Raw genomic sequence first — 21,502 nt, forward strand, 5'->3', positions numbered from 1 at the left:
ATTCCGTACTACCGTAGGCCCAATGACAACAGGAGCCACTGCGACCGACCAGTCCGTATCCCTGGCCGAGGCGCCGAAGAACCAGGCCCGCAACTCCGCCGCCTTCTGGGCCGCGACCGGCCGAAGCCGCGGGCACGAGGTGATCCGCTGCCGCGGATTCGTCGCGGTCGACGGTGACGAGCGGGCGGGTCTGCGGATCCTCGTCCAGGAGCCCGACCTCGACCCGGACGAACTGGCCGGGTTGACCGAGCTGGTCCACCGGGCCGCGGGGGCGGTGAACGTCGAGGATCCGTTCAGCTCCACCGACCTGAGCCACCTGGGCATGCGCAGCTGGCAGATGCCGGTCATGCTGCGCCTGCCCGGGCCCGTCGGCGAACCGGAGCTGGACGTGGTCCGGGTGCGGCGGCCCGAGGACCTCCAGACGGCCGAGCGGGTCGTGATCGAGGGCTTCGAGCTGGACGGATTCGAGCCCTACCGCCCCGGCGAACTCTTCCCGGCGGCGCTGATCGAAGAGCCGGGCGTGGACGTGTTCATCGCCTCGATCGACGGCGAGACCGCGGGTGCCGGCGTCAGCGTCCTGGCCGACGGCGTCGGCAGCCACTACTGGATCAGTACGTCGTCGGCGTTCCGCTCGCGCGGCGTGGGCCGGGCGGTCATGCTCGGCGCCCTCGCCCACCTGGCGGACCTCCCGGCGACCCTCACCGCCTCGAAGCTGGGCAGGCCGCTGTACGAGTCGCTGGGTTACACGGTCGCGGCGCCCTCGACCTGGTGGGCCGCCCCGCGTCCGACCGCGTCGCACTGAAGCCCGCCGGCCCCGCACCGTCGTGATGCGCGGGCCCGGCACTCGCACCGCACAGGAGGTCGGCGGGGCCGACTTCCTGTGCACGGTGATGCCGTCGTGCGGGCCGCCGTGTGCGCGGCGTCAGCGTGTGAACTTCTCGACGGCCGCCGGGGTGACGGGGGTGAAGAAGTTGACCAGGTTGCCGTCGGGGTCGCGGAACAGCAGCGACCGGTTCCCCCAGGGCATCGTGGTGGGCTCGGTGACGAAGTCGGTGACGAAGCCGCGCAGGTTCCGGTGGACGCGGTCCACGTCGTCGACGAGGAACTCGGTGATCACGCTGTGGTTGGCCGCCGGGCGGGCGGAGCCCGGCGCGAACAGCGGGACGGTACGGGTTCCGGCGATCGCGAGGGTGGCGCCGCCGACCCTGAGTTCGGCGAAGTCCTCGGTGGCCCACGCCGCCCGCGCCCCGGTGGCTCGCTCGTAGAACTCGACGAGGCGCGCCACGTCGCCGGTGATGATGCGGATCGAGACGAAGTCCATGGGGATCTCCTTGGCCGTGCCGGATGTGTGCGTCGCAGGCTAGGAGAAATAGTGGACAGAACCGGTCCTCTATTCGCGTTAGGCTGCGAACATGTCCCGACCGGCCGCCCGCGTGCTGACCCTCCTGGAGCTGTTGCAGTCGGGCGGCACCCGGACCGTGGCCGAACTCGCCGACCGGCTCGGTGTCGAAGGGCGTACCGTGCGCCGGTACGTGGACCAGCTGATCGACCTGGACGTCCCCGTGGAGTCGGTGCGCGGCCGCTACGGCGGGTACCGGCTCGCCCCCGGGTACCGCCTGCCTCCGCTCATGCTCAGCGACGACGAGGCGCTGGCCGTACTGCTCGGTCTGGTCGCCGGCCGCCGGGCGGGGTTGACGACGACCGACCGCACGGCGGGTGAGACGGCGGCGGCCAAGATCCGGCGGGTGCTGCCCCGGCACCTGGCCCGTCGGCTGGACACCCTCCTGGAAGCTCTCGACTTCACGGACCAGCCCGGCGAGTTCGACACCCCGGACGCCGAGGTCCTGCTCACCATCGCCGACGCGGTGCGCCACCGCCGACCGGTCTCGATCCGCTACACCGACCGCGACGGACGGCGCAGCGAACGCACGCTGCACGCGTACGGGATCGTCGCCCATGCGGGCCGGTGGTACGTCACGGGCGAGGACGCCGCGATCGGTGAGGACCGGACCTTCCGGCTCGATCGCATCGCGGACGCGCGGACCCGGCCCGGCTCGTTCGAGCCCCCGGTCGGCCCCGGTCCGGCGCAGCGGGTGCTGTCGGCGTTCGCCACGGCCGAGTACCGGCACGAGGTGACCCTGCGGATCCACGGAACGGCCGCGCAGATCCGCGCCCACCTCCCCGCGAGCGTCGCGAGCCTGGAGGAGTGCGCGCCCGAGTCGGGCGAGGACCGGGCGACCGGGCGCTGGCTGCGCGTCGAGCTGTGGGCGGAGCGTCTGGACTGGCTGCCTCCGGTGCTGGCCTCCCTCGACCGGCCGTTCGTCATCGAGCGCCCCGATGAGCTGCGCGACCTCGTCACGGCGCTCGCCGACCGCCTCGCGTCCCACGCCCGCCGGGCCTGACCGCGGGGAACCGACGTCATGGGCGCTACCCCAGGCGACCGTGCCCTCCTCGGGCTTCGGAGCGGAGCTGGTTGCGGGTGCGCATCAGGATCCGACCGAGCATGTTCCTGCCGGTTCCGGTCCTGCCGCGGCCCCAGTAGTGGTCGGTGCCGGTGTTCTCCACGATCTCCTCGTCGGCGGTCGACAACAGGATGTCGCGGATGTCCGCGTGGGTCCGGAACTTGGCCGCCACGGCACGGCGCATCACGTCGTCCTTGACGCGCCCCAGTCCCGCCGCAGCGGCCTGGACGGGTCACGACCCAACTCGGCGGCACGCAGCGGCGTGCGAGCCCGGCGAACGAGATCGGCGTGGCGGGTGCCGATGAACTTCTGGGCCTGGAAGTAGTGCTCCGAGGTCGGCCACAGGTGCCCGTCCAGTTCCAGGCCGTGCGCGGAGAAATTGGAGAAGCAGCCGTAGGGGACCTCGTCCGCGCCGTAGAAGTAGATCGTCATCCGAGCCTCGCCGCAGTTGCGTGAGCCCGCACGGTCTCAGGACCGGGCCGCACCCGCAACCGGTTTCGTGTCCCGCATGGTCTTCGACTCGCCCGCCGGCCGGGCCGGGAGGCGGTCTTCGGCGCCGTGACGCGGTGGGGGCGCGCAGGAAGTCGGTGGGGCCGACTTCTGGTGCTTGGTGGCTTGGGTGCGGCAGTGGGTGAGGGCGTTCTTGAGGCGGGGGTCGGGGTTGGGGGTGGCGGTGAGGAGTTCACCGGCGGTGGTGAGGGTGGTCCAGTAGGTGGTGGGGTCGCCGGTGCGGGGGAGGGGGTGGGCGGCGGTGAGGGAGAGGTAGGCGGCGGTGAGGTTGCCGGTGGTGAACCAGCGGTTCAGGCCGTGCTGGTGGCCGGGGCGGATGCCGCCCATGGCGTCGATGGCGACCAGGAAGAGGCTGACGACGGCGAGTTCGGTTTCGGTGAGGGGCTTGGGGATGTCGAAGACGCCGAGGGCTTCGAGGAGTTCGCCGGTGTCGTGTTCGGAGCCGGGGCGGGGATCGGCGAGGAGGGCGTCGTAGCACTCGTCGAGGCGGCGGATGGTCTCGGCGAGGGGGATGTCGAGGGCGAGGCAGACGGCTCGGGCGCAGGGGAGGGGCTGGTGGCCGAGGCGGGCGATGAGGGCGTAGGTGGTGGCGGGGGTGGCGCCGCGGGAGAGGGTGTGGCGGGCGAGGGTGGTGAGGGAGGGCTGGTGCATGGGGGCGGTTCGGCTTTCAGGCGGTGGCGAGGGTGGGGGTGGGGGTGATGAGGGCCCAGACGAGTTTGCCGATGCCGCAGGGCCGGTTGGCGCAGCCCCAGCGCTCGGCGAGTTCGTTGACGAGGAGGAGGCCGCGCCCGTGCTCGTCGTCGGGAGCGGGGGAGTTGAGTGTGGGGTGGCGGGTGCCGGCGTCGTGGACTTCGAGGCGCAGCAGGTGGTCGGGGGTGAGGGTGAAACGGATCTCGATGTGGCGGTCGTCGGGGGCGTCGGAGTGCTGGACGGCGTTGGCGAACAGTTCGCCGAGGAGGAGTTCGGCCGTGTCGCGGTAGTGGTCGCCGGCGGGGAGGCCGGAGAGGTAGGCGCGGAGCATGTAGCGGGCCAGGGGCGTGGATTCGGTCCGCGAGTCGAGGCGCGCGACGAACGGGCGGGGGCGACGGGCAGTGAGCATGGGGGCACCTCGAAGGGAGCGGAGGGGGGATGAGGTTTGACCGGCTCGGTCAGGCGGGGTACCTGCGGTGCCTGGTAGGGGCTTGCGCGTCACGACGTCACTCCGATCCGTAGTGATACGACTACCCAGCGCGTCCACTGTCCTCTAGACTTCGGAGCTGTTCAACTTGTCTGTGCCGTTTGATTGGTAGGGCGAATCGCCTTGAACAAGCGTGAACTTGACCCGGACGCCTCTCCTGCTGCCGAGTTCGGGGCGTTTCTCCGCACGTCGCGTGAGCAGCGGGGCTGGACGCAGGAGCACCTGGCGGGGCTGATCGGGTGTACGTCGTCACACATCTCTGCCCTGGAAAATGGCCGCAGAAAAGCAACTCGGCGGATTGCAACAGAACTTGACAGGGCCTTTGGCTCAGGTCAGCAGTTCCTGGCGGAGTGGGGCAAGTCCGGCCAGCGCATCCTGTTCGAGGGCTTCGAGGAGTATCTGCGTGATGAGTCGAAGGCCGTGGCGATGCGGCTATTCGAGATCAACATCATTCCGAGTCTCCTGCAGACTCCCGCGTACATCCGTGCCTATCAGGGAGCGTTGGTCAATCGTGGTGCCTCAACGCAGCAACAGGCGGATGAGCGAACCGAACTGCTGCTCCACAGACAGCGAGTTCTCGCACGTGATCCTGCACCACTCATCCATGTGGTCATAGACGAAGGGGCGTTGCGGCGGTCCGTCGGCAGCCGCGAGATCATGGTCGAGCAACTGCGGCATCTGGAGGCGGTTGCGGCTCGACCTCGCATGCTTCTTCAGGTCAGTCCGTTCTCACTGGGGGAGCTCAGGCCGTTTGCCCACCCAATTACGTTGCTGACCACGCCGAACAGGGCCATGGTTGGCTACGGGGAGACCCAGAAGCGGGGCTTCCTTGAACGCGATCCGGAGACACTGGCCGCGTGGGCCAGTGAGTACGATCACCTCCAGGTTGAGGCGTTGTCCCGGGCAGCGAGCATCGAGTTCATTCGAGAAGTGCGGAAGGGTTTTGACCATGGCTGACCTACACGGCGCCGCTTGGCGCAAGAGCTCGTACAGCGCCCAGCAGGGACAGTGCGTTGAGGTGGCAATCGGTTCCTCCGGCCAGGTCCCTGTCCGAGACTCCAAGGACCCCGAAGGCCCCGCCCTGGCCTTCCCGGCCGACGCGTGGTCGAGCTTCGTCGTCGCCGTTCGCTCCGGCGAGTTCGGCGACGTCTGACGCACCTTGCGAGCTGCCTGGTACCCCACTACCCGCAGATGGGTAGTGGGGTCTTCTCCTGCTACTTCCGGGCGTTGGTGCGGCGGGTGGGTTCGGCCGTGGTCGGATCCTCGGGCCAGGGGTGGCGGGGGTAGCGTCCCCTCAGCTCTGCGCGGACGGCGCGGTAGCCGTCGCGCCAGAAGTTCTCCAGGTCGCCGGTGACGGCGGCGGGGCGGCCGGCGGGGGACAACAGGTGGATGGTGAGCGGGACGCGGCCTCCGGCCAGGGCGGGCGTCGCTGTCCAGCCGAAGAGCTCCTGCAACTTGACTGCCAGGACCGGGCGTTCGGTGGTGTAGTCGACGCGGACCCTCGAGCCCGACGGCACCGTGATGCGCTCGGGGGCGAACTCGTCCAGCCGACCCGCCTCACCGGTGGACCAGGGGAGCAACCTCTGGAGGGCGGCGGTCGTGTCGATCCTGGCCAGGTCGGCGCGGCGGCGGGCGCGGGAGAGTTCGGGCTCCAGCCATTCGTCGGCGCGTTCGAGCAGTGCCTCGTCGCTGACGTCGGGCCAGGGATCCCCGATCGCGGAGCGGAGGAAGGCCAGACGTTCGCGCAGGTTGGAGGAAAACGTCAGCAGCGTGCTGACGCCCTCGCGCGCGAGGCCTTCGAGCAGAGCCGCCCGGACGAGCAGGGGGTCAGGGCGGTCGAGGGGCTTCTCGGTGAGTTCGACGGCGCCCAGCGACTCGACCCGGCGGGAGACGACCTCCCCGCGCCGGGTGTCCCAGTGGACCTCCTCGCGAGAAGTCAGCAGCGCCGCACCGGCGAGCAGGGCCGTCGTCTCGTCCAGCGCCGCGGCGTGCAGGACGCGGGCCGAGTGCGAGCCCGCCGGGCGGTCGGCGACCGCGACGGCGAGCCAGGGCAGGGCGCCCAGCGACGTGCCGGGCGCGAGTTCGGCGGCCGTCCCGCTGGCCATCAGGTACGGGCTGCGCTGGCCGGGGGCGGGCCGCTCGACCCGGGCGCGGGCGATCCGCTCCGGGAAGGCGAGGGCGACGACGAGGCCGGCCGCGACGGCGTCGGGCAGGTCGGTGGCGGGCTCGTCGGAGGTGGCGCGCAGCAGCCGGCGGACTTCGTCGCGCCAGCGCCCGGCGTAGTGGTCGCGGGAGGACCGAACCGTGCGCCAGACCGCGCCGAGGTCGTCGCCGAGCGCCCGGGGCGGTTCCTCGGAGAGCAGCGCGACCACCTCGGCGGCCCGCCGCGCGCCGACCGCCGCCGCGCCGTCGACCAGGGCGCGCCCCAGCCGGGGGTGCAGCCCCGTACGGGCGAGCCGGACGCCACGCGCCGTGGCCCGCCCGTCCGGGGAGACCGCGCCGAGGGCGAGCAGGGTCTGCCGGGCGGCGGCCATCGCCCCGGCGGGCGGGGCGTCGGGCAGGGCGAGGCCGGTGGCGTCCGGATCGCCCCAGCAGGCGGCCTGGAGGGCGAAGGAGGTGAGGTCGGCGAGCGCGATCTCCGCTGTGGGGAAGCGGGCGGCGAGGGCGTCCTCGGCCTCGTTCCAGCAGCGGTAGACGGTGCCGGGGGCCTCGCGTCCGGCCCGGCCGGCCCGCTGGCGGGCGGCGGCGAGCGAGGCCCGGACGGTGACCAGCCCGGCGAGCCCGCGGGCGTGGTCGGTGCGCGGCTCCCGGGCGAGCCCGGCGTCCACCACGACCCGGACGCCTGGGACGGTGAGCGAGGACTCGGCGACGGCGGTGGCGAGCACGACCCGCCGGCCCTCGCCAGGCGAGAGCGCGGCGTCCTGGACGGCCTGCGGCGCGCGGCCGTGCAGTTGCAGGACGTCCACGGGAAGACCGTCCAGCGCCCCGGCGACGCGGGCGATCTCGCCGACACCGGGCAGGAAGCAGAGCACGTCCCCCTCCCGCTCGTTCAGCGCCCGCCGCACCACCGACGCGACGTGGTCGAGCAGCGCCGGGTCCACCCGGGTGCCGTGGGCGGGCCGGACGGCGCGCGGCGGCGGCGCCCAGACCGTCTCGACCGGGTGGGACACCCCGTGCGCCTCCACCACCGGGGCGCCGCCGAGCAACTCGGCCCAGGCCTCGGTGTCGGAGGTGGCCGAGGCGCAGACCAGCCCGAGGTCGGGCCGCAGCGCCGCCCGGACGTCGAGCAGGAAGGCGAGCGCGGTGTCGGCGTCCAGGTGCCGTTCGTGGCACTCGTCCAGCACGACCACGTCCACGCCGGGAAGTTCCTGGTCGCGCTGGAGCCGTTGCAGCAGCACGCCGGTGGTGACCACCTCGACGACCGTCCCGGGGCCGGTGCGCCGCTCGCCGCGCACGGTGTAGCCGACTTCGCGGCCCACGGAGGAGCCGAGCAGCCAGGCCATCCGCCGGGCGGCCGCCCGGACGGCGAGCCGGCGCGGTTCGGCGACCAGCACCCGCCGCACCGGGCTCCCGGGGTCCAGCAGCCCGGCCAGGGCCAGCGGCACCAGGGTGGTCTTGCCGGTGCCGGGCGGCGCGGCGAGGACGGCGGTGCCGTGCCCGGCCAGCGCGTCGTGGAGGGCGGGCAGGGCGGCGCGGACGGGCAGGTCGTGCCCTACCGGAGGCAACCTCAGCCCCGCTCGGTGACGAAGATCGCCGTGCCGGGGATCAGCCGTCCGCGCAGCGGGGACCAGCCGCCCCACTCCTGCTCCAGGCCGGCCGGCCACTCGGGCTCGACCAGGTCCACCAGCCGGAAGCCGGCGGCGACGAGTTCGCGGACCCGGTCGCCGAGGGTGCGGTGGTGCTCGACGTAGGTGGCGCGCCCCTGCTCGTCCTGCTCGACGTACGGGGTGCGGTCGAAGTAGGAGGACACCGCGGTGAGTCCCTCGACGCCGGGCTCGTCGGGGAAGGCCCAGCGGATCGGGTGGGTCACCGAGAACACCCAGCGCCCGCCGGGCCGCAGCACCCGGTGCACCTCGCGCATCAGGGCGGCGGTGTCGGCGCTGAACGGGACGGCGCCGTACGCGGAGCAGGCGAGGTCGAAGGAGGCGTCGGCGAAGGGCAGCACGGCGGCGTCGGCCTGGACGACGGGGACGGGCGTGGTGCCGCGGCCGAGGTCGATCCGGCGGGAGTGCTGGAGCTGGCGGTAGGAGATGTCCAGGGCGACCGGCCGGGCGCCCCGGGCGGCCAGCCAGCGGGAGCACTGGGCGGCGCCGGCGCCGATCTCCAGCACGTCCCGGCCGGCCACCTCGCCGAGCAGTCGGGCGTCGGCCTCGTCCAGGCCCTCGGGGCACCAGGTGAAGCGGTCGTCGCCGAGGAACTCGCCGTGCTCGTCCTGGTACTCGTCGGCGTTGCGGTCCCACCAGTGCCGGCTGGCCCGGCTGCTCTCCCCGGTGCCGGCCTCCCTGCGGAGCGCGTCGTCGCCGTCCTCCTCCTCGTCCCGAACGGGGGAGGTGTCAAGATCGTGCAGGTACGACTGGGGGGTGGTGGCCACGGTGACAATGCCCATCGCGTAGGGTATGGAGTGCGGAAGCGTCGCTGCCGAGAACCGGCCCGTAAGGGTCCGGGTCCTGGCGGTGGCATCCGGGGACGAGGCCCCTTCGGGCGCCGCCGCGAGGCGCGCATTCGGAGGATATGGCCTGATCCGTACCGGGCTCCACCGTCTTGCCGTCCTTCGGCATTGACCGTGCCTGGCCGTCCCCGTATGCTACAAGTTGCGCTGCGGGCCTGCGCGCCTCGGACGGAGCAGGTCGCGCTCGCATCTGTCGAAGACCCCACGGTCGCAAGACGGACGCCGGTTCTCGTTGTACGGGAATCCCGGTGTGCCGTGTTCTTGGCTGTCCGGCTTTCGGTGGGAGCGATACGGGCCCTCCGCGTGGCATTACCTACGACTTTCATGTCCGTACCGGAGCCCTTTTCCTAATGACGAGCCCCACCGACTCCTCCCTCAGCACCACCCCGCAGGTCGCGGTCAACGACATCGGCGACGCGGAGGCCTTCCTCGCCGCGATCGACGAGACCATCAAGTACTTCAACGATGGCGACATCGTCGAGGGCGTCATCGTGAAGGTCGACCGTGACGAGGTCCTCCTCGACATCGGTTACAAGACCGAGGGCGTCATCCCGTCCCGCGAGCTCTCGATCAAGCACGACGTTGACCCGCACGAGGTCGTCGCCGTCGGTGACAACATCGAGGCCCTGGTTCTCCAGAAGGAGGACAAGGAGGGTCGTCTCATCCTGTCCAAGAAGCGCGCTCAGTACGAGCGGGCCTGGGGCACGATCGAGAAGATCAAGGAAGAGGACGGCATCGTCACCGGTACCGTCATCGAGGTCGTCAAGGGTGGTCTCATCCTCGACATCGGCCTCCGCGGCTTCCTCCCCGCCTCGCTGGTCGAGATGCGTCGCGTCCGCGACCTCCAGCCCTACGTGGGCAAGGAGCTCGAGGCCAAGATCATCGAGCTGGACAAGAACCGCAACAACGTGGTCCTGTCCCGCCGTGCCTGGCTGGAGCAGACCCAGAGCGAGGTCCGCCAGACCTTCCTCACCACCCTGCAGAAGGGCCAGGTGCGCTCCGGCGTCGTCTCCTCGATCGTCAACTTCGGTGCCTTCGTGGACCTGGGTGGCGTCGACGGCCTGGTGCACGTCTCCGAGCTGTCCTGGAAGCACATCGACCACCCGTCCGAGGTTGTCGAGGTCGGCCAGGAGGTCACCGTCGAGGTTCTCGACGTGGACATGGACCGCGAGCGCGTCTCCCTGTCGCTGAAGGCGACCCAGGAGGACCCGTGGCAGCAGTTCGCCCGTACCCACCAGATCGGCCAGGTCGTTCCGGGTAAGGTCACCAAGCTGGTTCCGTTCGGTGCGTTCGTCCGCGTGGACGAGGGCATCGAGGGTCTGGTCCACATCTCCGAGCTGGCCGAGCGCCACGTCGAGATCCCGGAGCAGGTCGTCCAGGTCGGCGACGAGATCTTCGTCAAGGTCATCGACATCGACCTCGAGCGTCGCCGCATCAGCCTGTCGCTGAAGCAGGCCAACGAGGCCCTGGGTGCCAACCCGGCCGAGGTCGAGTTCGACCCGACCCTGTACGGCATGGCCGCCTCGTACGACGACCAGGGCAACTACATCTACCCGGAGGGCTTCGACCCCGAGGCGAACGACTGGCTGCCCGGCTTCGAGAAGCAGCGCGAGGAGTGGGAGCGCCAGTACGCCGAGGCGCAGACCCGCTTCGAGCAGCACCAGGCCCAGGTCATCAAGAGCCGCGAGGCCGACGCCCAGGCCGCCGAGGAGGGTGGCGACGCCGTCGCCGCTGCCGCCGGTGGTTCCTACTCGTCCAGCAGCGACGAGGGCTCGGGCGCCCTGGCCTCCGACGAGGCCCTGGCCGCCCTGCGCGAGAAGCTGGCCGGCGGCCAGAGCTGAGGCTCCCGCTTCCCGCTGGCCGATAGCTAGACGGTGGGCCCCACCCGGAATCTCCGGGTGGGGCCCATTTCGTTTTCCGCATTGATTTATACCGCTCCGACTTATGTGCGGTTTATGTGAAGGAAAGTGTGAGATGAGGCTCATTGCCCGTCTATAGGCCGGAGTTCGGGTTGCACCTAGATTGAGGGAAGCTGCCCGAAAGGCTCCTTCATGCGTAACCCCTCTTCCGCCGCCCCCACCGCTGTGGTCGGCGGCCGGCTCGCGGCCCTCGGCCGGTTCTGCTTCCGCCACCGTCGCTGGGTGCTCGGCCTGTGGGCCGTCGTCCTGGTGGTCGGCGTCCTGATCGGGGGGCGGGTCTTCGAGGGCTCGGTGGCCGGGGCCACGTCCGCCAGCGCCGAGGCCGACCGGGGCGGCGCGGTGGTCACCGCGGCCGACCCGGCCAAGGGCACCGTCACCGCGGTGGTGGACGGCCGGCCGGTGGACGATCCGGCGGTCAAGGCCGCCGTCGAGCGGGCCACCGCCGAGATCGCCGCCCTGCCCGGGGTCTCCTCCGCGCTGGACGCGTACGGCTCCGGCCCGGCACCGGCCGCGCTGCGGTCCGCCGACGGGACGGCGAGCCTGGTCACCGTCCGGATGGCCGACACCGCGAGCACCGCCCAGACCGACGCCGTCACCCAGCGGCTCACCGCGCTGGACGGGACGGGCGGCGCCCACGTCACGGTCGGCGGGGACCTGGTGCTCCAGCAGGAGGTCAAGGAGCAGACCGAGAAGGACACCCGGTTCGGCGAGCTGGTGACGCTGCCGCTCACGCTGATCGTCATGGTGCTGGTCTTCGGCGGGCTGGCAGCGGCCTCGCTGCCGGTGATCGGAGCGGTCGCCTCGGTGGGCGGCGCGCTGCTGGCCATGTTCGGTTTCAGCCGGATCATGGACATCGACACCAGCGTGCTGCCGATCGCCACGGTGCTGGGGCTCGGGCTCTCGATCGACTACGCGCTGCTCATGGTGAATCGTTTCCGCGAGGAACGCGGCCACGGCGCGGGCATCGCCGCCGCCGTCGAACGGACCGCGGCGACCGCCGGACGCACCGTGGCCTTCTCCGGACTGACCGTCGCCGTCGCGCTCTCCGGCCTGTTCGTCTTCACCAGCCCGGTGCTCGGCGCGGTGGCCGCCGCCGGGGTGAGCGTGGTGGTGATCGCCGTCGCCGCCGCGCTGACCCTGGTCCCCGCCCTGCTCGGCTTCGCCGGCGCGCGGATCCGGACGCCGGTGGCGCCCGTGGCGGACGAGGGGTTCTTCAGCCGGACCGTGCGCCGGGTGCGCAAGCGGGCGGTGGCGGTCACGCTCGCGTCGGTGGCGCTGCTGATGGCGGCGGGCGCGCCGTTCCTGCACGCCGACATGCGCAGCTCCGGCGCCGCGGTGCTGCCCGCCTCCTCGGCCGGGCGGCAGGTCGCCGAGACGGTCGACCAGCGCTTCCCGCAGGCCTCGGCCGCGCCGGTCACGGTGGTGGTCGAGGGCGGGGCGCCGGTGGCGCAGGCGTACGCGGACGAGGTGGTCGCCAAGCTGCCCGGGGTGAGCGGGGTGCGGGCCGTGTCGCCGGTGGGCGACGCGGTCTCCACGATCGACGTGCTGGTGCACGGGGACCCGCAGGGCGGGCAGGCCCAGCAGGTGGTGGAGGAGCTGCGGGCCGACCGCGGCGGGCTGACCACCTACGTCACCGGCGGCGCGGCCTCGGTGGTGGACTTCCAGGACGAGCTGCTCTCACGCGGGCCGTGGGCGCTGGGCCTGGTCGCGGTCGGCACCCTGGTGCTGCTCTTCCTGATGACCGGCTCGGTGGTGATGCCGGTCAAGGCGCTGCTGATGAACCTGCTCTCGCTGGGCGCCTCGCTCGGCGCGCTCACCCTGGTGTTCCAGGACGGCTGGTTCAGCGGGCTGCTCGGGTTCAGCCCGACCGGCGGGCTGGAGACCTTCCTCCCGGTGCTGGTCTTCGCCTTCGCCTTCGGGCTGTCGATGGACTACGAGGTGTTCCTGCTCGCCCGGATCAAGGAGCTGCGGGACAAGGGCCACAGCTGTACCCGGGCGGTGGAGCTGGGTGTCCAGCGCAGCGGTCGGATCATCACCTCGGCGGCGCTGCTGATGGTGATCGTCTTCGCCGGGTTCGCGCTCGGGGACATGCTGATGGTCAAGCAGATGGGCATCGCGCTGGCCGTCGCCGTCGCGGTGGACGCCACCCTGGTGCGGTGCCTGCTGGTGCCCGCCGCGATGAGCCTGTTCGGCGAGTTCAACTGGTGGGCGCCCGCCCCGCTGCGACGGCTGCACCGGCGGTTCGGGCTGAGCGAGCACGTCGACCTGCCGGAGATCGAGCCGGTGGTGATCCCGGCGCAGCGGCCGGCCAAGCCGCTGGTCGGGACGGCGTAGCGGGCTTCCCCGTAGGGCGGATGGCGCGGCAGGGGTGGCGGCGTGGTCAGTGCAGGCGGCGCAGCAGGGGGACGGCGGCCCGCAGGGTCTGCTGTTCCTCGGGGGTGAGGCGGGACTCGATGACGCCGGCGATCCGGTGTTCGCGGCGGGCGCGCTGGTCGAACAGGGCGGTGCGGCCGGCCTCGGTGGCGGTCACGAGCAGCTTGCGGCCGTCGGTGGGGTGGGGCTGCTGGGTCACCAGCCCGGCCTCGGTCATCAGTGCGACGGTGCGGGCCATCGACTGGTGGCGGACCCGCTGGAGGGCGGCGAGTTCGGCGACCGTGCAGGTGCGCTCGTCGCGGACCAGCAGGCCCAGGACGGCGGCCTGGTTCTGCGGGAGTTCGTCGCCGCCGCGCAGGGAGCGGACCAGGCTGCCGATCGCGGCGCGCAGGTCGGCGGCGAGTTCCAGGGTGTCCGGGTGGGGGGCTTCGCTGGTCATGGGAGGAGTCTATCGAAAATTCACCCAGCACTGCTGTACAGCATTGCTGTATGGTTCGGGCATGCGAATCACCAAGTTCGGACACGCCTGCGTACGCGTCGAGCACGGCGGGGCCACCCTCGTCGTCGATCCGGGGGCCTTCACCGACCCCGCCGCCCTGGCTGGGGCGGACGCCGTCCTGATCACCCACGAGCACATGGACCACTTCGAGGAGTCCCGGCTGCGCGCCGCGCTGGAGGCCGACCCGGCGCTGCGGGTGTGGACCAACCGGGCCGTCGCGGCCCAGCTGGACGGAGTGGCGCAGCGGGTCGCCGTGGTCGGCGAGGGCGACGCCTTCGAGATCGGCGGGCTCGGGGTCTCGGTGCACGGCGAGTGGCACGCGGAGATCCACCCGGACATCCCGCGGGTGGCGAACATCGGCTTCCTCTTCGACGGCCGGCTGTTCCACCCCGGCGACGCGTTCACCGTGCCGCCGCACACCGTGGACACCCTGCTGCTGCCGATCGCGGCGCCCTGGAGCAAGGCCTCCGAGGTGGTCGACTACCTCCGCGAGGCCGGGCCGCGCCGGGCCGTGCCGGTGCACGAGGCGGTGCTCAGCCCGGTCGGGTTCGCCGTGCACACCCGGCTGGTCGGACCGGAGGGGCCGGGTGCGGGCGCGGAGGTGGCGGTGCTGGGGGACGGCGAGAGCCTGGAGCTGGACTGACGGGCTGCTGCGACGGCCGCCTGTCGAGCGGCGGGCTCCGCGGGCGGCCCGCGCTGACGCCGCCGGTGGCGCGCCGGTAGCCTGACGCCATGCTGAAGATCGGACTGACGGGTGGCATCGGCGCGGGCAAGAGCGAGGTGTCCCGGCTGTTCGCCGCGCGGGGCGCGGTGATCGTGGACTCCGACGTGATCGCCCGCGAGGTGGTCGCGCCCGGGACGGACGGTCTGGCGGCCGTGGTCGCCGAGTTCGGACCGCAGGTGCTGCGGGAGGACGGCGCGCTGGACCGTCCGGCGCTCGGGGCGGTGGTGTTCGCCGACCCGGAGCGGTTGAAGGCGCTGAACGCGATCGTCCACCCGCTGGTGCGGGCCCGCTCCGCCGAGCTGGAGGCGGCGGCCGCGCCGGACGCGGTCGTGGTGCACGACGTGCCGCTGCTGGCCGAGAACGGCCTGGCGCCGCTGTTCGACCTGGTCGTGGTGGTGGACGCGGCCGACGAGGTGCGGCTGGACCGGCTGGTGCGGCTGCGCGGGATGGCCGAGGAGGAGGCCCGGGCCCGGATGGCCGCGCAGGCCTCCCGGGAGGACCGGTTGGCGATCGCGGACCTGGTGATCGACAACGGCGGCGGCCTGGCGGAGCTGGAGGCGCGGGTGGACGGGGTCTGGGCGGAGCTGGCGCGGCGCGCGGCGGCCTGACGGCGCTGCTGCCGCACCGGCGCTGCGCCGGGAGGGGCGCCGGGCCGGGCCGGCGCTGCGCCGGGACCGGTCCTCGGGCCGAGTGGCCGGGAAGGGACTGGTGAAAAGCCCTGGTGGGGGGAGAGCATGGCGGGATGAATGATCGTTTCTCGCCAGAGCCGCACCTCGTCGGGGCGCCGGTGGTCGAACGGCTCGCGCAGTACGGCCGCGCCGAACAGGAGGAGATCCTCGGCCCCGGCGACGACCCGTACGGCGTCGCGTACACCGGGCTGGCCTTCCTGCCCAAGGAGATCCACTTCGGTGTCCGGGCCGCCGACGGCCGGCTCGTCGCCCACACCGGGCTGCTGCCGCTGCCGCTCACCGTGGGCGGCACCGACCTGGCCGTGATGGGCGTCGGCGGGGTCTGCGTGGCGCCCGACCGGCGGCACGGCGGCCTCGCGCGGGCCGTGGTCGGGGCCGCCCTCGACCACGCGCGCACGCTCGGCCACCGGCACGCGCTGCTGTTCTGCCGCCCGCCGCTGTCCGCGTTCTACCGGGGGCTCGGGTTCCGGGAGGTCGCGGAGGGAGTGACGGTGGAGCAGCCGGAGGGCCGACTGGCGGAGATGCCGCTGCGCACCATGCGGGCGCCGCTGGTGGCGGGGGCCGGGTGGCCGGAGGGGCCGGTGCGGCTGCGGTCGCTGCCGATGTGACGCCGGGTCGTGACGCGGGACCGGGGTTTCGGATGGTGACGCCGGATCAGGCGTGCGCCGCCGGAGCCGTGGAGTCCGCGTGGGCCACGGCGGCGCCGGCCAGGGCGCGGATCATGGGGTGCGCCCGGGTGCCGTCGCCGGCCAGCTCGGGCTGGAACAGCGAGGCCAGGAAGAACGGGTGGCCGGGCAGCTCCAGGACGCGCACCTCGCCGGACTCGTCCGCACCGCTGAACCGCAGGCCGTCCGCGGACAGCCGCTCCAGGTAGGCGCCGTTGAGGCCGTACGCGCAGTGGTAGCGCTCCAGGGTGCGGGTGGCGCCGAGGACCCGTTCGGCGAGGCTCCCGGGGGTGACCGTGACGGCCCCCTCGTGGCCGACCAGCGAGCAGGCCAGCGGGGCGATGACCTGCCGCTCCCCGTCCGGGTGCTCCTCGCCGTGGACGGCGTCGGCCAGACCGCAGACGTTGCGGGCGTACTCCAGCACCGCGTGCTGGAACCCGGCGCAGGTGCCGAGGAAGGGGATGCCGCGCTCGCGGGCGGTCCGGACGGCGGCCAGCGCGCCCGCCTCGCTGCGGTACGGGCTGCCGGGCAGCAGCCAGACCGCGTCGAAGCCGTCCAGGGCGCCGGGCTCGGCGGCGTCCCCGGTCGGGATCCAGTAGGCGTCCAGGACGAGGTGGTCGTGCTCGGCGAGGGCGTCCAGCAGGCCCGGGATCCGGGCGTGCGAGCGGACGGCGGGGGAGCGGTCGCCGACCAGGGCGACCCGCGGGGTCAGATAGGTCATGCGGCTATCCTGGCCCCGCCCCCGAGATCAGCGCCAACGATGATTCCTTAAGCTTCGATCAGATCGGTTGATGCCCGCCGTGGACCCGCAGCAGCTGCGCACCTTCGTCACCGTCGCCCGCCTCGCCTCCTTCTCGGAGGCGGCGCGGGAGCTCGGCTACACCCAGTCCGCGGTGTCCCAGCAGATCGCCGCGCTGGAGGCGGACCTCGGGACGGCGCTGCTGGTCCGCCGCCCGGTCGGCCCGACCGGCGCCGGGCAGCGGCTGCTGGAGCACGCCGCGCCGCTGCTGGTCCGACTGGAGGCGGCGCGTGCCGACGTCGCGCGCCTGGCCGGCACTCCGAGCGCCCGGCTGGTGCTCGGGGCGACCCCGCTGGCGGTCGGGGCGACGCTGGGGCGCGCGCTCGGCGAGGTGCGCCGGGCCTATCCGCGGGCGGAACCGGTCGTCCGGGTGCTCGCCCAGGACGTGCTGCCCGCCCAGGTCGCCACCGGCGAGGTCGACCTCGCCCTGATCGACGGCCTCGCCGCGCCCAGCGACCCGCTGCCGCTGGCCGACGTCGGACCGCTGCGCACCGTCGCGGTGGCCGAGCGGCCGGTCGCCGTCGCCCTGCCGGTCGGCCACCCGCTGGCCGGCCGCGGCGGTCTCGCGCTCGCCGACCTGTCCGCCGCCCGCTGGCTGGACGCCCCCGACCTCACCCCGACGGCGGCCCGGCTGCGCGCGGCCGCGGGCGTCGACGGCTTCCGGCCCGCCACCCGCTACCAGGGCACCGACCTGCACGCGCTGCTCGCACTGGTGGCGGCCGGGCACGGGCTCACACTGCTGCCCGAGCCGGTGCTCGCGGCGGCGCCCGGGGTAGGGCGCGCGCCGATCGCCGCGCCCCGGCTGGTGCACCGCACCGAACTCGTCCACGGCAGCCTGCCGGAGGGGCCGGCGGCGCTGCTGGCGCGGCTGCTGGCGGAGTCCCGGGTCGACCCGGCCCGGTCGGCGGCTCCGGCCCGACCTTCGGCGCGGGCCCGGTCGGCGGCGCCGAATTCGGTTGCGGAGGCCGTCGGTGCCGATGAAATGATCACGCGATGAGCAGCGGAATCATCATCAGGCGGGTACGGATCGAGGACTGGCAGCAGGCCAGGGACCTCCGACTGGAAGCACTGCTGGACCCGGTCGCGGACGTGGCCTTCCTGGAGACCCACGAGCGGGCCGTCACCAGGCCCGACGAGTTCTGGCAGGACCGCACGACCCGGGCCGCGACGGACCCGCACGTGGCGCAGTTCGTCGCCGAGGCCGAGGACGGGCGCTGGCTCGGCTCCATGACCGCGCTGGTCGAGCGGCCCGGCGGGGCGGGCGCCCTGGAGGGCGACGTCATCGAGGTCGACCAGGCGCACGTGGTCGCGGTCTACGTCCGGCCGGAGGCGCGGGGCACCGGGCTGGCGCTCGACCTGATCCGGACCGTCCAGGAGTGGGCGTGGTCGCTCACCGAGCCCCGGATCGAGCGGGTGCGGCTGTTCGTCCACGAGGACAACCCTCGGGCCGAGGCGCTGTACCGGAAGGCCGGCTTCGAATCCTCCGGGGTGGTGCTGTCGGTGCCCGGCGGCGCGGGCGGCCGGGAGATCGAACTCGCGGTGCTGCGGGGCTGACCGCTCGGCGCGGGCCGGGCCGCAGGGAGCCGCCCGGTCCGTCCGGTCCACTGTGCCGGACGGACCGGGCGGCCGTCTGTGGGGTGGGAGCCTGTCGAGAGGTCGGCGTCCGCGGAGGTCAGCGCCCGTCGCAGCCCGGGAGGGCCTCGCACATCGGTGCCGTCATGCCGGTGCCGACGTACTTGTCCTCGGGGGCCTTCCAGGCGTCCTTGGGCTGGGCCCCGGCCTTGGTGGTGGCCCAGACGGCCAGCTCGCTGACCGCACCGCCGTCGCTGACCACGTACTCGTGCAGGGTGACGGTGCCGCCGTCGGCCTGCGGGACGGTCAGGACGGCGGCGAAGTACGGCGCGTCCGGGGCGCTGTCCACCTTCACGGTGGCGCCGGGCGCGGTCTTGGCGCAGGACTTGAGCGCCTCCGTCAGGTGGCTCTCGGCCAGGTTGGTGGTCTGCTTGGTGCCGCTGCTGTGGGTGGGGTCACCGACGAACAGCAGGGTCTGCTGGGCCGTCCAGCGGTCCCCGCCGAAGCCGACCGAGGCCTTCGCGGCGGCGGTGCCGGTGAACAGCGGCTCGTCGTCCTTGGCGACCGCGGCGCGGCACAGCTCCATGCCCTTGAACTGGACCGGGCCGGAGACCGGCTTGGCGTTGGCCGCCAGCGGCGTGTAGTGGTAACTCTCGTCCATCGGAATGCTCTTGGTGTCCATCCAGGCCTTGTCCGGGATGCCCTTCTCGGAGCCGGTGGGCTTGGTGGGGTTGACGCTGGGCGTGGTGCTGCCGGCTCCGGCGGGGGCGGCGGGCTTGCCCGTGTCCTGGCCGCCGTTGTCGGGGCCGCAGGCGCTGAGCGCGCCCAGGCAGACGAGGGCGGCGGCGGTGGCGGTGGCGAGTCTGGTGGTGCGCAACTGACGGTTCCTCGGGTGTCCGGTGGCGTGGGTCGGGGTCGGGCGCGCGCCGGCCGTCCGCCGCCGGTGCGCGGCGCCGTCCGTCCGTCCTCGCCGCCCGGTCGACCTGTGGTCGCGGGCACGCGGCATGGCAGCTCCTCCCCCCTGTGCGTACGGCCGTCGGCCCCTCGCCCCGCCGTCCGCCCCGGGACTGAGGGGTGGTCAGCGTCGGTGGTGCGTCGACGGCGGTCGAAACCTATGCCACCGGACCGCCGGTCGCAAAGCCGGGTTCCGGCCGGACGCCCGGATTCCCTTTGGGGCTGGTGGGGCCTATGGGGCGAATGTGGTCAGGCTTGGCGGGGGCGGGTGTGCCGGAGGCGGGTCGAACGCGGGCGGCCGCCGGCACCCGGCCCCTCTTGGGACAACGGGCGCCGGCGGCCGGTCGGTTCGGGCGCGTTCGGTCGGTGGGGTGGCACACCTGCGGTGCGCGGGCGGTGGGTCTTCGGTGCGCGGGCGGCCGGGTCGGTCAGGCGACCTGGCCGCCGACGCCGGAGCGGCCCGCCGGTACGCCGTCGAGGGTGACGACGGTCTGCTGCCCGACGGCCGCGCCGAGCACACCGGTGATGGCCCCGGTGGCCGCCGCGACCAGGCGGGCGGGCGCGTCCGGGACCTGCGGCAGGTGGTAGGCGGCCTCCCGCAGCGTCAGCGTGACCACCGGCGCGACCTCGTCGGTCGGTAGCCCGCCGATGCCCCGGCGGCGCTGCGGGACCCCGATCAACTCGACCGCGACCAGGGGGCGGAACTGCTCGCCGAAGACCGAGGCGACTGCTTCGGTGAGACCGGCGATGAGCGACCGCTCGACCTCGGGGTCGAGGGACTCCTCGCGGATGTGCAGGCTCAGGTGCGGCATGGTGGAGCTCCGTTCGGTTCGGTTCGTACCATGGGCTGACGGTTCGCTTTGCACGTAAAGCAGCTTTGATATCAAAGGTAACTGGGGAGGGGTGTGCGATGTCAACGCCCGAGGGAGAACCGCGCAACGGGGAGCCGTCGGAGGCGAGTTCGCCGGATGCGGCCTCGTCGGGGCGCAAGCCGGCGCCCGGGGAGCAGCTCGACGACGCGGTGCGGTCGATGCTGCTGCTGATGCCCCGGCTGGTCGGGCGGGCCAAGCGGATCCCCGTCCCCGAACCGCTGCGCGGCTTCGCCCTGGCGCCCCGTCACCTGTCCCTGCTGGCCTTCCTGCTGCTGGACGGGCCGATGGGCGTCAACGACCTCGCCGCCCGGCTGGAGGTCGCCCCCACCACGGTCAGCCTGATGGTCGGCGACCTCAGTCGGCAGGGCATCCTCGAACGGCGCGAGGACGAGGCCGACCGCCGGCGCCGCATCGTCGCGATCGCCCCCGCCCGGCTGTCCGCCATCGAGACCTGGCTCGCCCCGGGGGCCGCCGCCTGGCGCACGGCCCTCGGGCCGCTCAGCGCGGCGCAGCGGCGCCTGGTGGTGGACACGCTGCTGGCGTACGAGGCGGTGGTGGGGCGGGAGCGGGACTGACGGCGCCGGGGCCGGGTGCCGCCTACGCGCGGCCGTCGGTGGGGCCGTCGGTGGTGCGCCGGAAGAGCGCCGCGAGGAGGAAGGGCACGCCGAACAGCGGCGAGTCGGGCCCCTGGGCGGCCATCGGGCGGATCGCCAGCGGGGTGAACTCGCGGAACAGGGACCGGAGTTCGTCCGGCGAGTACGCCAGGCCGCCCTCCAGCGCGCCGAGCCGGTAGAGCTCCTCGTCGGGCCGCTCGGACCCCATCACGCCGGCCGCGAAGGTGGTGAGGGCGAAGTGCCCGCCCGGCGCCAGGACCCGGTCGAGCAGGGCCAGGTAGCTGACCCTGCGGTGCGGCGGGAGGTGGTGCAGGCAGCCGGAGTCGTAGACCAGGTCGTATTGGGCGTAAGGGAGTTCGGCCTCGAAGATGCTCGCCCGGTGGAACCGCAGCCCGGGGCCCGCGCCGGCCTCGCGGGCGCGCTCCTCGGCCCAGGCGACGGCGGTGGCGGAGAGGTCGACGGCGTCCACCTCGAAGCCGAGCGAGGCCAGGTGGAGGGCGTTGCGGCCGGCGCCGCAGCCGAGGTCGAGCGCCCGTCCGGGCGCCGGGGGCAGCAGGCCCCGGTCGAGCCAGCAGGCGAGGTTCTCGTCCGGCTCGGGCGTGAAGAACGGGCGCGCGGCGGACCGGTCCGCGTAGAACCGGTCCCAGAACGGTTCGGCCGGCGGGAAGAGGCCGTCGAGAAGCGCGAGGACGTCTTCGGTGGTGCGGATCGTACGGTTCATGCCGACGAGCCTAGGCGGCCCGGCGGGCGGTCGCAGATGGTGCAAGAAGCCTTGTGCGGTGGGTGGTTGGGGCTGTCGAGGGTGGCCCGCGGACGGGTGCCCGGACCCCGGCCGGGCGTACGGCTCCGCCCCGGTCCAGGGCCGGGAAGGGCCGCCTGGGCCGGGCAGTGGAGGGGCGGGGAGCGGGGCCCCGGCGGTCGTCCGGAATTCCGCCCGGAAAAGGCCGTTCGGGGAATCGGGGGACACATCCGACTCGGACAAGTCAACGTTTACTTCCCCGGAT

General features: G+C 73.3%; 22 protein-coding genes and 1 pseudogene. 12 read left to right on the forward strand and 11 right to left on the reverse strand.

The features are described 5' to 3' along the window. Positions 1 to 22 precede the first annotated feature (22 nt). On the forward strand, positions 23 to 802 hold the full coding sequence (locus ACZ7RU_RS03360; protein ID WP_470339245.1) for a GNAT family N-acetyltransferase: 780 nt from the start codon (positions 23 to 25) through the stop codon (positions 800 to 802). Positions 803 to 922: 120 nt separating this feature from the next. Here ACZ7RU_RS03360 and ACZ7RU_RS03365 read toward each other — a convergent pair whose 3' ends face one another. Further along, positions 923 to 1,321, reverse strand: a complete 399-nt coding sequence (locus ACZ7RU_RS03365; RefSeq protein ID WP_470339246.1) for a VOC family protein — start codon at positions 1,319 to 1,321, stop codon at positions 923 to 925. Positions 1,322 to 1,412: 91 nt separating this feature from the next. On the opposite strand from ACZ7RU_RS03365, the gene ACZ7RU_RS03370 reads away from it, so the two are divergent. Further along, positions 1,413 to 2,402, forward strand: a complete 990-nt coding sequence (locus ACZ7RU_RS03370) for a helix-turn-helix transcriptional regulator (RefSeq protein ID WP_470339247.1) — start codon at positions 1,413 to 1,415, stop codon at positions 2,400 to 2,402. A gap of 25 nt (positions 2,403 to 2,427) precedes the next feature. Here the strand turns inward: ACZ7RU_RS03370 and ACZ7RU_RS03375 are convergent. The 3 genes and pseudogenes from ACZ7RU_RS03375 to ACZ7RU_RS03385 all read right to left on the reverse strand — a co-directional run bounded on the left by ACZ7RU_RS03375 (position 2,428) and on the right by ACZ7RU_RS03385 (position 4,071). After that, positions 2,428 to 2,894: pseudogene (locus ACZ7RU_RS03375) on the reverse strand (NADAR family protein). A 36-nt stretch (positions 2,895 to 2,930) separates the two neighbouring features. Further along, positions 2,931 to 3,623 (reverse strand): hypothetical protein, encoded by a 693-nt coding sequence (locus ACZ7RU_RS03380; RefSeq protein WP_470339248.1) that lies wholly within the window; start codon positions 3,621 to 3,623, stop codon positions 2,931 to 2,933. Between the two features lie 16 nt (positions 3,624 to 3,639). Beyond that, positions 3,640 to 4,071 carry an ATP-binding protein gene (locus tag ACZ7RU_RS03385; protein ID WP_470339249.1) on the reverse strand — a complete coding sequence of 144 codons (432 nt, stop codon included), beginning with the start codon at positions 4,069 to 4,071 and terminating at the stop codon, positions 3,640 to 3,642. Between the two features lie 201 nt (positions 4,072 to 4,272). Here ACZ7RU_RS03385 and ACZ7RU_RS03390 point away from each other — a divergent pair, with 201 nt between their 5' ends. Further along, positions 4,273 to 5,106, forward strand: a complete 834-nt coding sequence (locus ACZ7RU_RS03390) for a helix-turn-helix domain-containing protein (RefSeq protein ID WP_470339250.1) — start codon at positions 4,273 to 4,275, stop codon at positions 5,104 to 5,106. Continuing rightward, entirely contained in the window at positions 5,099 to 5,302 is a 204-nt protein-coding gene (locus tag ACZ7RU_RS03395) for a DUF397 domain-containing protein (RefSeq protein ID WP_470339251.1), read from the forward strand. The genes ACZ7RU_RS03390 and ACZ7RU_RS03395 overlap by 8 nt, the downstream gene beginning before the upstream one ends. 61 nt (positions 5,303 to 5,363) lie before the next feature. Here the strand turns inward: ACZ7RU_RS03395 and hrpB are convergent, their stop codons facing one another. Both hrpB and ACZ7RU_RS03405 read right to left on the reverse strand, forming a co-directional pair. Continuing rightward, positions 5,364 to 7,874, reverse strand: a complete 2,511-nt coding sequence (gene hrpB / locus ACZ7RU_RS03400; protein ID WP_470339252.1) for an ATP-dependent helicase HrpB — start codon at positions 7,872 to 7,874, stop codon at positions 5,364 to 5,366. 2 nt (positions 7,875 to 7,876) lie between these two features. Beyond that, the gene (locus ACZ7RU_RS03405; protein WP_470339253.1) at positions 7,877 to 8,755 is read right to left on the reverse strand and encodes a class I SAM-dependent methyltransferase; all 879 of its coding nucleotides are present in this window, start codon (positions 8,753 to 8,755) and stop codon (positions 7,877 to 7,879) included. Positions 8,756 to 9,168: 413 nt separating this feature from the next. On the opposite strand from ACZ7RU_RS03405, the gene rpsA reads away from it, so the two are divergent. Continuing rightward, the gene (rpsA, locus tag ACZ7RU_RS03410) at positions 9,169 to 10,659 is read left to right on the forward strand and encodes a 30S ribosomal protein S1 (protein ID WP_316520647.1); all 1,491 of its coding nucleotides are present in this window, start codon (positions 9,169 to 9,171) and stop codon (positions 10,657 to 10,659) included. 210 nt (positions 10,660 to 10,869) lie between these two features. Next, positions 10,870 to 13,071 carry an MMPL family transporter gene (locus ACZ7RU_RS03415; RefSeq protein WP_470339254.1) on the forward strand — a complete coding sequence of 734 codons (2,202 nt, stop codon included), beginning with the start codon at positions 10,870 to 10,872 and terminating at the stop codon, positions 13,069 to 13,071. Positions 13,072 to 13,117: 46 nt separating this feature from the next. Here the strand turns inward: ACZ7RU_RS03415 and ACZ7RU_RS03420 are convergent, their stop codons facing one another. Beyond that, complete coding sequence (locus ACZ7RU_RS03420; RefSeq protein WP_470339255.1) at positions 13,118 to 13,549, reverse strand: MarR family winged helix-turn-helix transcriptional regulator; 432 nt, start codon at positions 13,547 to 13,549, stop codon at positions 13,118 to 13,120. A 61-nt stretch (positions 13,550 to 13,610) separates the two neighbouring features. Here ACZ7RU_RS03420 and ACZ7RU_RS03425 point away from each other — a divergent pair, with 61 nt between their 5' ends. The 3 genes from ACZ7RU_RS03425 (at position 13,611) to ACZ7RU_RS03435 (ending at position 15,630) form a co-directional block, all read left to right on the forward strand. Further along, positions 13,611 to 14,252 (forward strand): MBL fold metallo-hydrolase, encoded by a 642-nt coding sequence (locus ACZ7RU_RS03425; protein WP_470339256.1) that lies wholly within the window; start codon positions 13,611 to 13,613, stop codon positions 14,250 to 14,252. Positions 14,253 to 14,341: 89 nt separating this feature from the next. Further along, positions 14,342 to 14,941, forward strand: a complete 600-nt coding sequence (gene coaE, locus ACZ7RU_RS03430; protein WP_470339257.1) for a dephospho-CoA kinase — start codon at positions 14,342 to 14,344, stop codon at positions 14,939 to 14,941. Positions 14,942 to 15,075: 134 nt separating this feature from the next. Beyond that, a complete protein-coding gene (locus tag ACZ7RU_RS03435) occupies positions 15,076 to 15,630 on the forward strand; it encodes a GNAT family N-acetyltransferase (protein WP_470339258.1) in 555 nt (184 codons plus the stop codon). Positions 15,631 to 15,676: 46 nt separating this feature from the next. Here the strand turns inward: ACZ7RU_RS03435 and ACZ7RU_RS03440 are convergent, their stop codons facing one another. Continuing rightward, positions 15,677 to 16,408 carry a CTP synthase C-terminal region-related (seleno)protein gene (locus ACZ7RU_RS03440; protein ID WP_470339259.1) on the reverse strand — a complete coding sequence of 244 codons (732 nt, stop codon included), beginning with the start codon at positions 16,406 to 16,408 and terminating at the stop codon, positions 15,677 to 15,679. A 70-nt stretch (positions 16,409 to 16,478) separates the two neighbouring features. On the opposite strand from ACZ7RU_RS03440, the gene ACZ7RU_RS03445 reads away from it, so the two are divergent. Further along, positions 16,479 to 17,483, forward strand: coding sequence for a LysR family transcriptional regulator (locus tag ACZ7RU_RS03445; protein ID WP_470339260.1), 1,005 nt, complete (start codon positions 16,479 to 16,481; stop codon positions 17,481 to 17,483). Then, positions 17,480 to 18,040, forward strand: coding sequence for a GNAT family N-acetyltransferase (locus ACZ7RU_RS03450; RefSeq protein WP_470339261.1), 561 nt, complete (start codon positions 17,480 to 17,482; stop codon positions 18,038 to 18,040). Before ACZ7RU_RS03445 ends, ACZ7RU_RS03450 begins: the two co-directional genes overlap by 4 nt. Positions 18,041 to 18,158: 118 nt before the next feature. Here ACZ7RU_RS03450 and ACZ7RU_RS03455 read toward each other — a convergent pair whose 3' ends face one another. Continuing rightward, complete coding sequence (locus ACZ7RU_RS03455) at positions 18,159 to 18,935, reverse strand: hypothetical protein (RefSeq protein WP_470339262.1); 777 nt, start codon at positions 18,933 to 18,935, stop codon at positions 18,159 to 18,161. A 505-nt stretch (positions 18,936 to 19,440) separates the two neighbouring features. Next, a complete protein-coding gene (locus ACZ7RU_RS03460) occupies positions 19,441 to 19,824 on the reverse strand; it encodes a hypothetical protein (protein ID WP_470339263.1) in 384 nt (127 codons plus the stop codon). Positions 19,825 to 20,042: 218 nt separating this feature from the next. On the opposite strand from ACZ7RU_RS03460, the gene ACZ7RU_RS03465 reads away from it, so the two are divergent. Further along, positions 20,043 to 20,459: a MarR family transcriptional regulator gene (locus ACZ7RU_RS03465; RefSeq protein WP_470339315.1), complete on the forward strand. Its 417-nt coding sequence runs from the start codon at positions 20,043 to 20,045 to the stop codon at positions 20,457 to 20,459. A gap of 22 nt (positions 20,460 to 20,481) precedes the next feature. Here ACZ7RU_RS03465 and ACZ7RU_RS03470 read toward each other — a convergent pair whose 3' ends face one another. Continuing rightward, positions 20,482 to 21,219: a class I SAM-dependent methyltransferase gene (locus ACZ7RU_RS03470; RefSeq protein ID WP_470339264.1), complete on the reverse strand. Its 738-nt coding sequence runs from the start codon at positions 21,217 to 21,219 to the stop codon at positions 20,482 to 20,484. Between the last annotated feature and the right edge of the window lie 283 nt (positions 21,220 to 21,502).

The organism is Kitasatospora sp. NPDC114501 (genome assembly GCF_055633695.1).

Bases quoted from the DNA above. Each gene is read 5' to 3' on its own strand.
- coaE (WP_470339257.1), top strand. From the start codon at position 14,342: ATGCTGAAGATCGGACTGACGGGTGGCATCGGCGCGGGCAAGAGCGAG.
- ACZ7RU_RS03440 (WP_470339259.1), bottom strand. From the start codon at position 16,408: ATGACCTATCTGACCCCGCGGGTCGCCCTGGTCGGCGACCGCTCCCCC.
- ACZ7RU_RS03450 (WP_470339261.1), top strand. From the start codon at position 17,480: ATGAGCAGCGGAATCATCATCAGGCGGGTACGGATCGAGGACTGGCAG.
- ACZ7RU_RS03470 (WP_470339264.1), bottom strand. From the start codon at position 21,219: ATGAACCGTACGATCCGCACCACCGAAGACGTCCTCGCGCTTCTCGAC.
- ACZ7RU_RS03445 (WP_470339260.1), top strand. From the start codon at position 16,479: ATGCCCGCCGTGGACCCGCAGCAGCTGCGCACCTTCGTCACCGTCGCC.
- ACZ7RU_RS03380 (WP_470339248.1), bottom strand. From the start codon at position 3,623: ATGCACCAGCCCTCCCTCACCACCCTCGCCCGCCACACCCTCTCCCGC.
- ACZ7RU_RS03405 (WP_470339253.1), bottom strand. From the start codon at position 8,755: ATGGGCATTGTCACCGTGGCCACCACCCCCCAGTCGTACCTGCACGAT.
- ACZ7RU_RS03415 (WP_470339254.1), top strand. From the start codon at position 10,870: ATGCGTAACCCCTCTTCCGCCGCCCCCACCGCTGTGGTCGGCGGCCGG.
- ACZ7RU_RS03385 (WP_470339249.1), bottom strand. From the start codon at position 4,071: ATGCTCACTGCCCGTCGCCCCCGCCCGTTCGTCGCGCGCCTCGACTCG.
- ACZ7RU_RS03360 (WP_470339245.1), top strand. From the start codon at position 23: ATGACAACAGGAGCCACTGCGACCGACCAGTCCGTATCCCTGGCCGAG.
- ACZ7RU_RS03370 (WP_470339247.1), top strand. From the start codon at position 1,413: ATGTCCCGACCGGCCGCCCGCGTGCTGACCCTCCTGGAGCTGTTGCAG.
- rpsA (WP_316520647.1), top strand. From the start codon at position 9,169: ATGACGAGCCCCACCGACTCCTCCCTCAGCACCACCCCGCAGGTCGCG.
- ACZ7RU_RS03365 (WP_470339246.1), bottom strand. From the start codon at position 1,321: ATGGACTTCGTCTCGATCCGCATCATCACCGGCGACGTGGCGCGCCTC.
- ACZ7RU_RS03435 (WP_470339258.1), top strand. From the start codon at position 15,076: ATGAATGATCGTTTCTCGCCAGAGCCGCACCTCGTCGGGGCGCCGGTG.
- ACZ7RU_RS03465 (WP_470339315.1), top strand. From the start codon at position 20,043: ATGCTGCTGCTGATGCCCCGGCTGGTCGGGCGGGCCAAGCGGATCCCC.
- ACZ7RU_RS03395 (WP_470339251.1), top strand. From the start codon at position 5,099: ATGGCTGACCTACACGGCGCCGCTTGGCGCAAGAGCTCGTACAGCGCC.
- ACZ7RU_RS03425 (WP_470339256.1), top strand. From the start codon at position 13,611: ATGCGAATCACCAAGTTCGGACACGCCTGCGTACGCGTCGAGCACGGC.
- ACZ7RU_RS03420 (WP_470339255.1), bottom strand. From the start codon at position 13,549: ATGACCAGCGAAGCCCCCCACCCGGACACCCTGGAACTCGCCGCCGAC.
- ACZ7RU_RS03460 (WP_470339263.1), bottom strand. From the start codon at position 19,824: ATGCCGCACCTGAGCCTGCACATCCGCGAGGAGTCCCTCGACCCCGAG.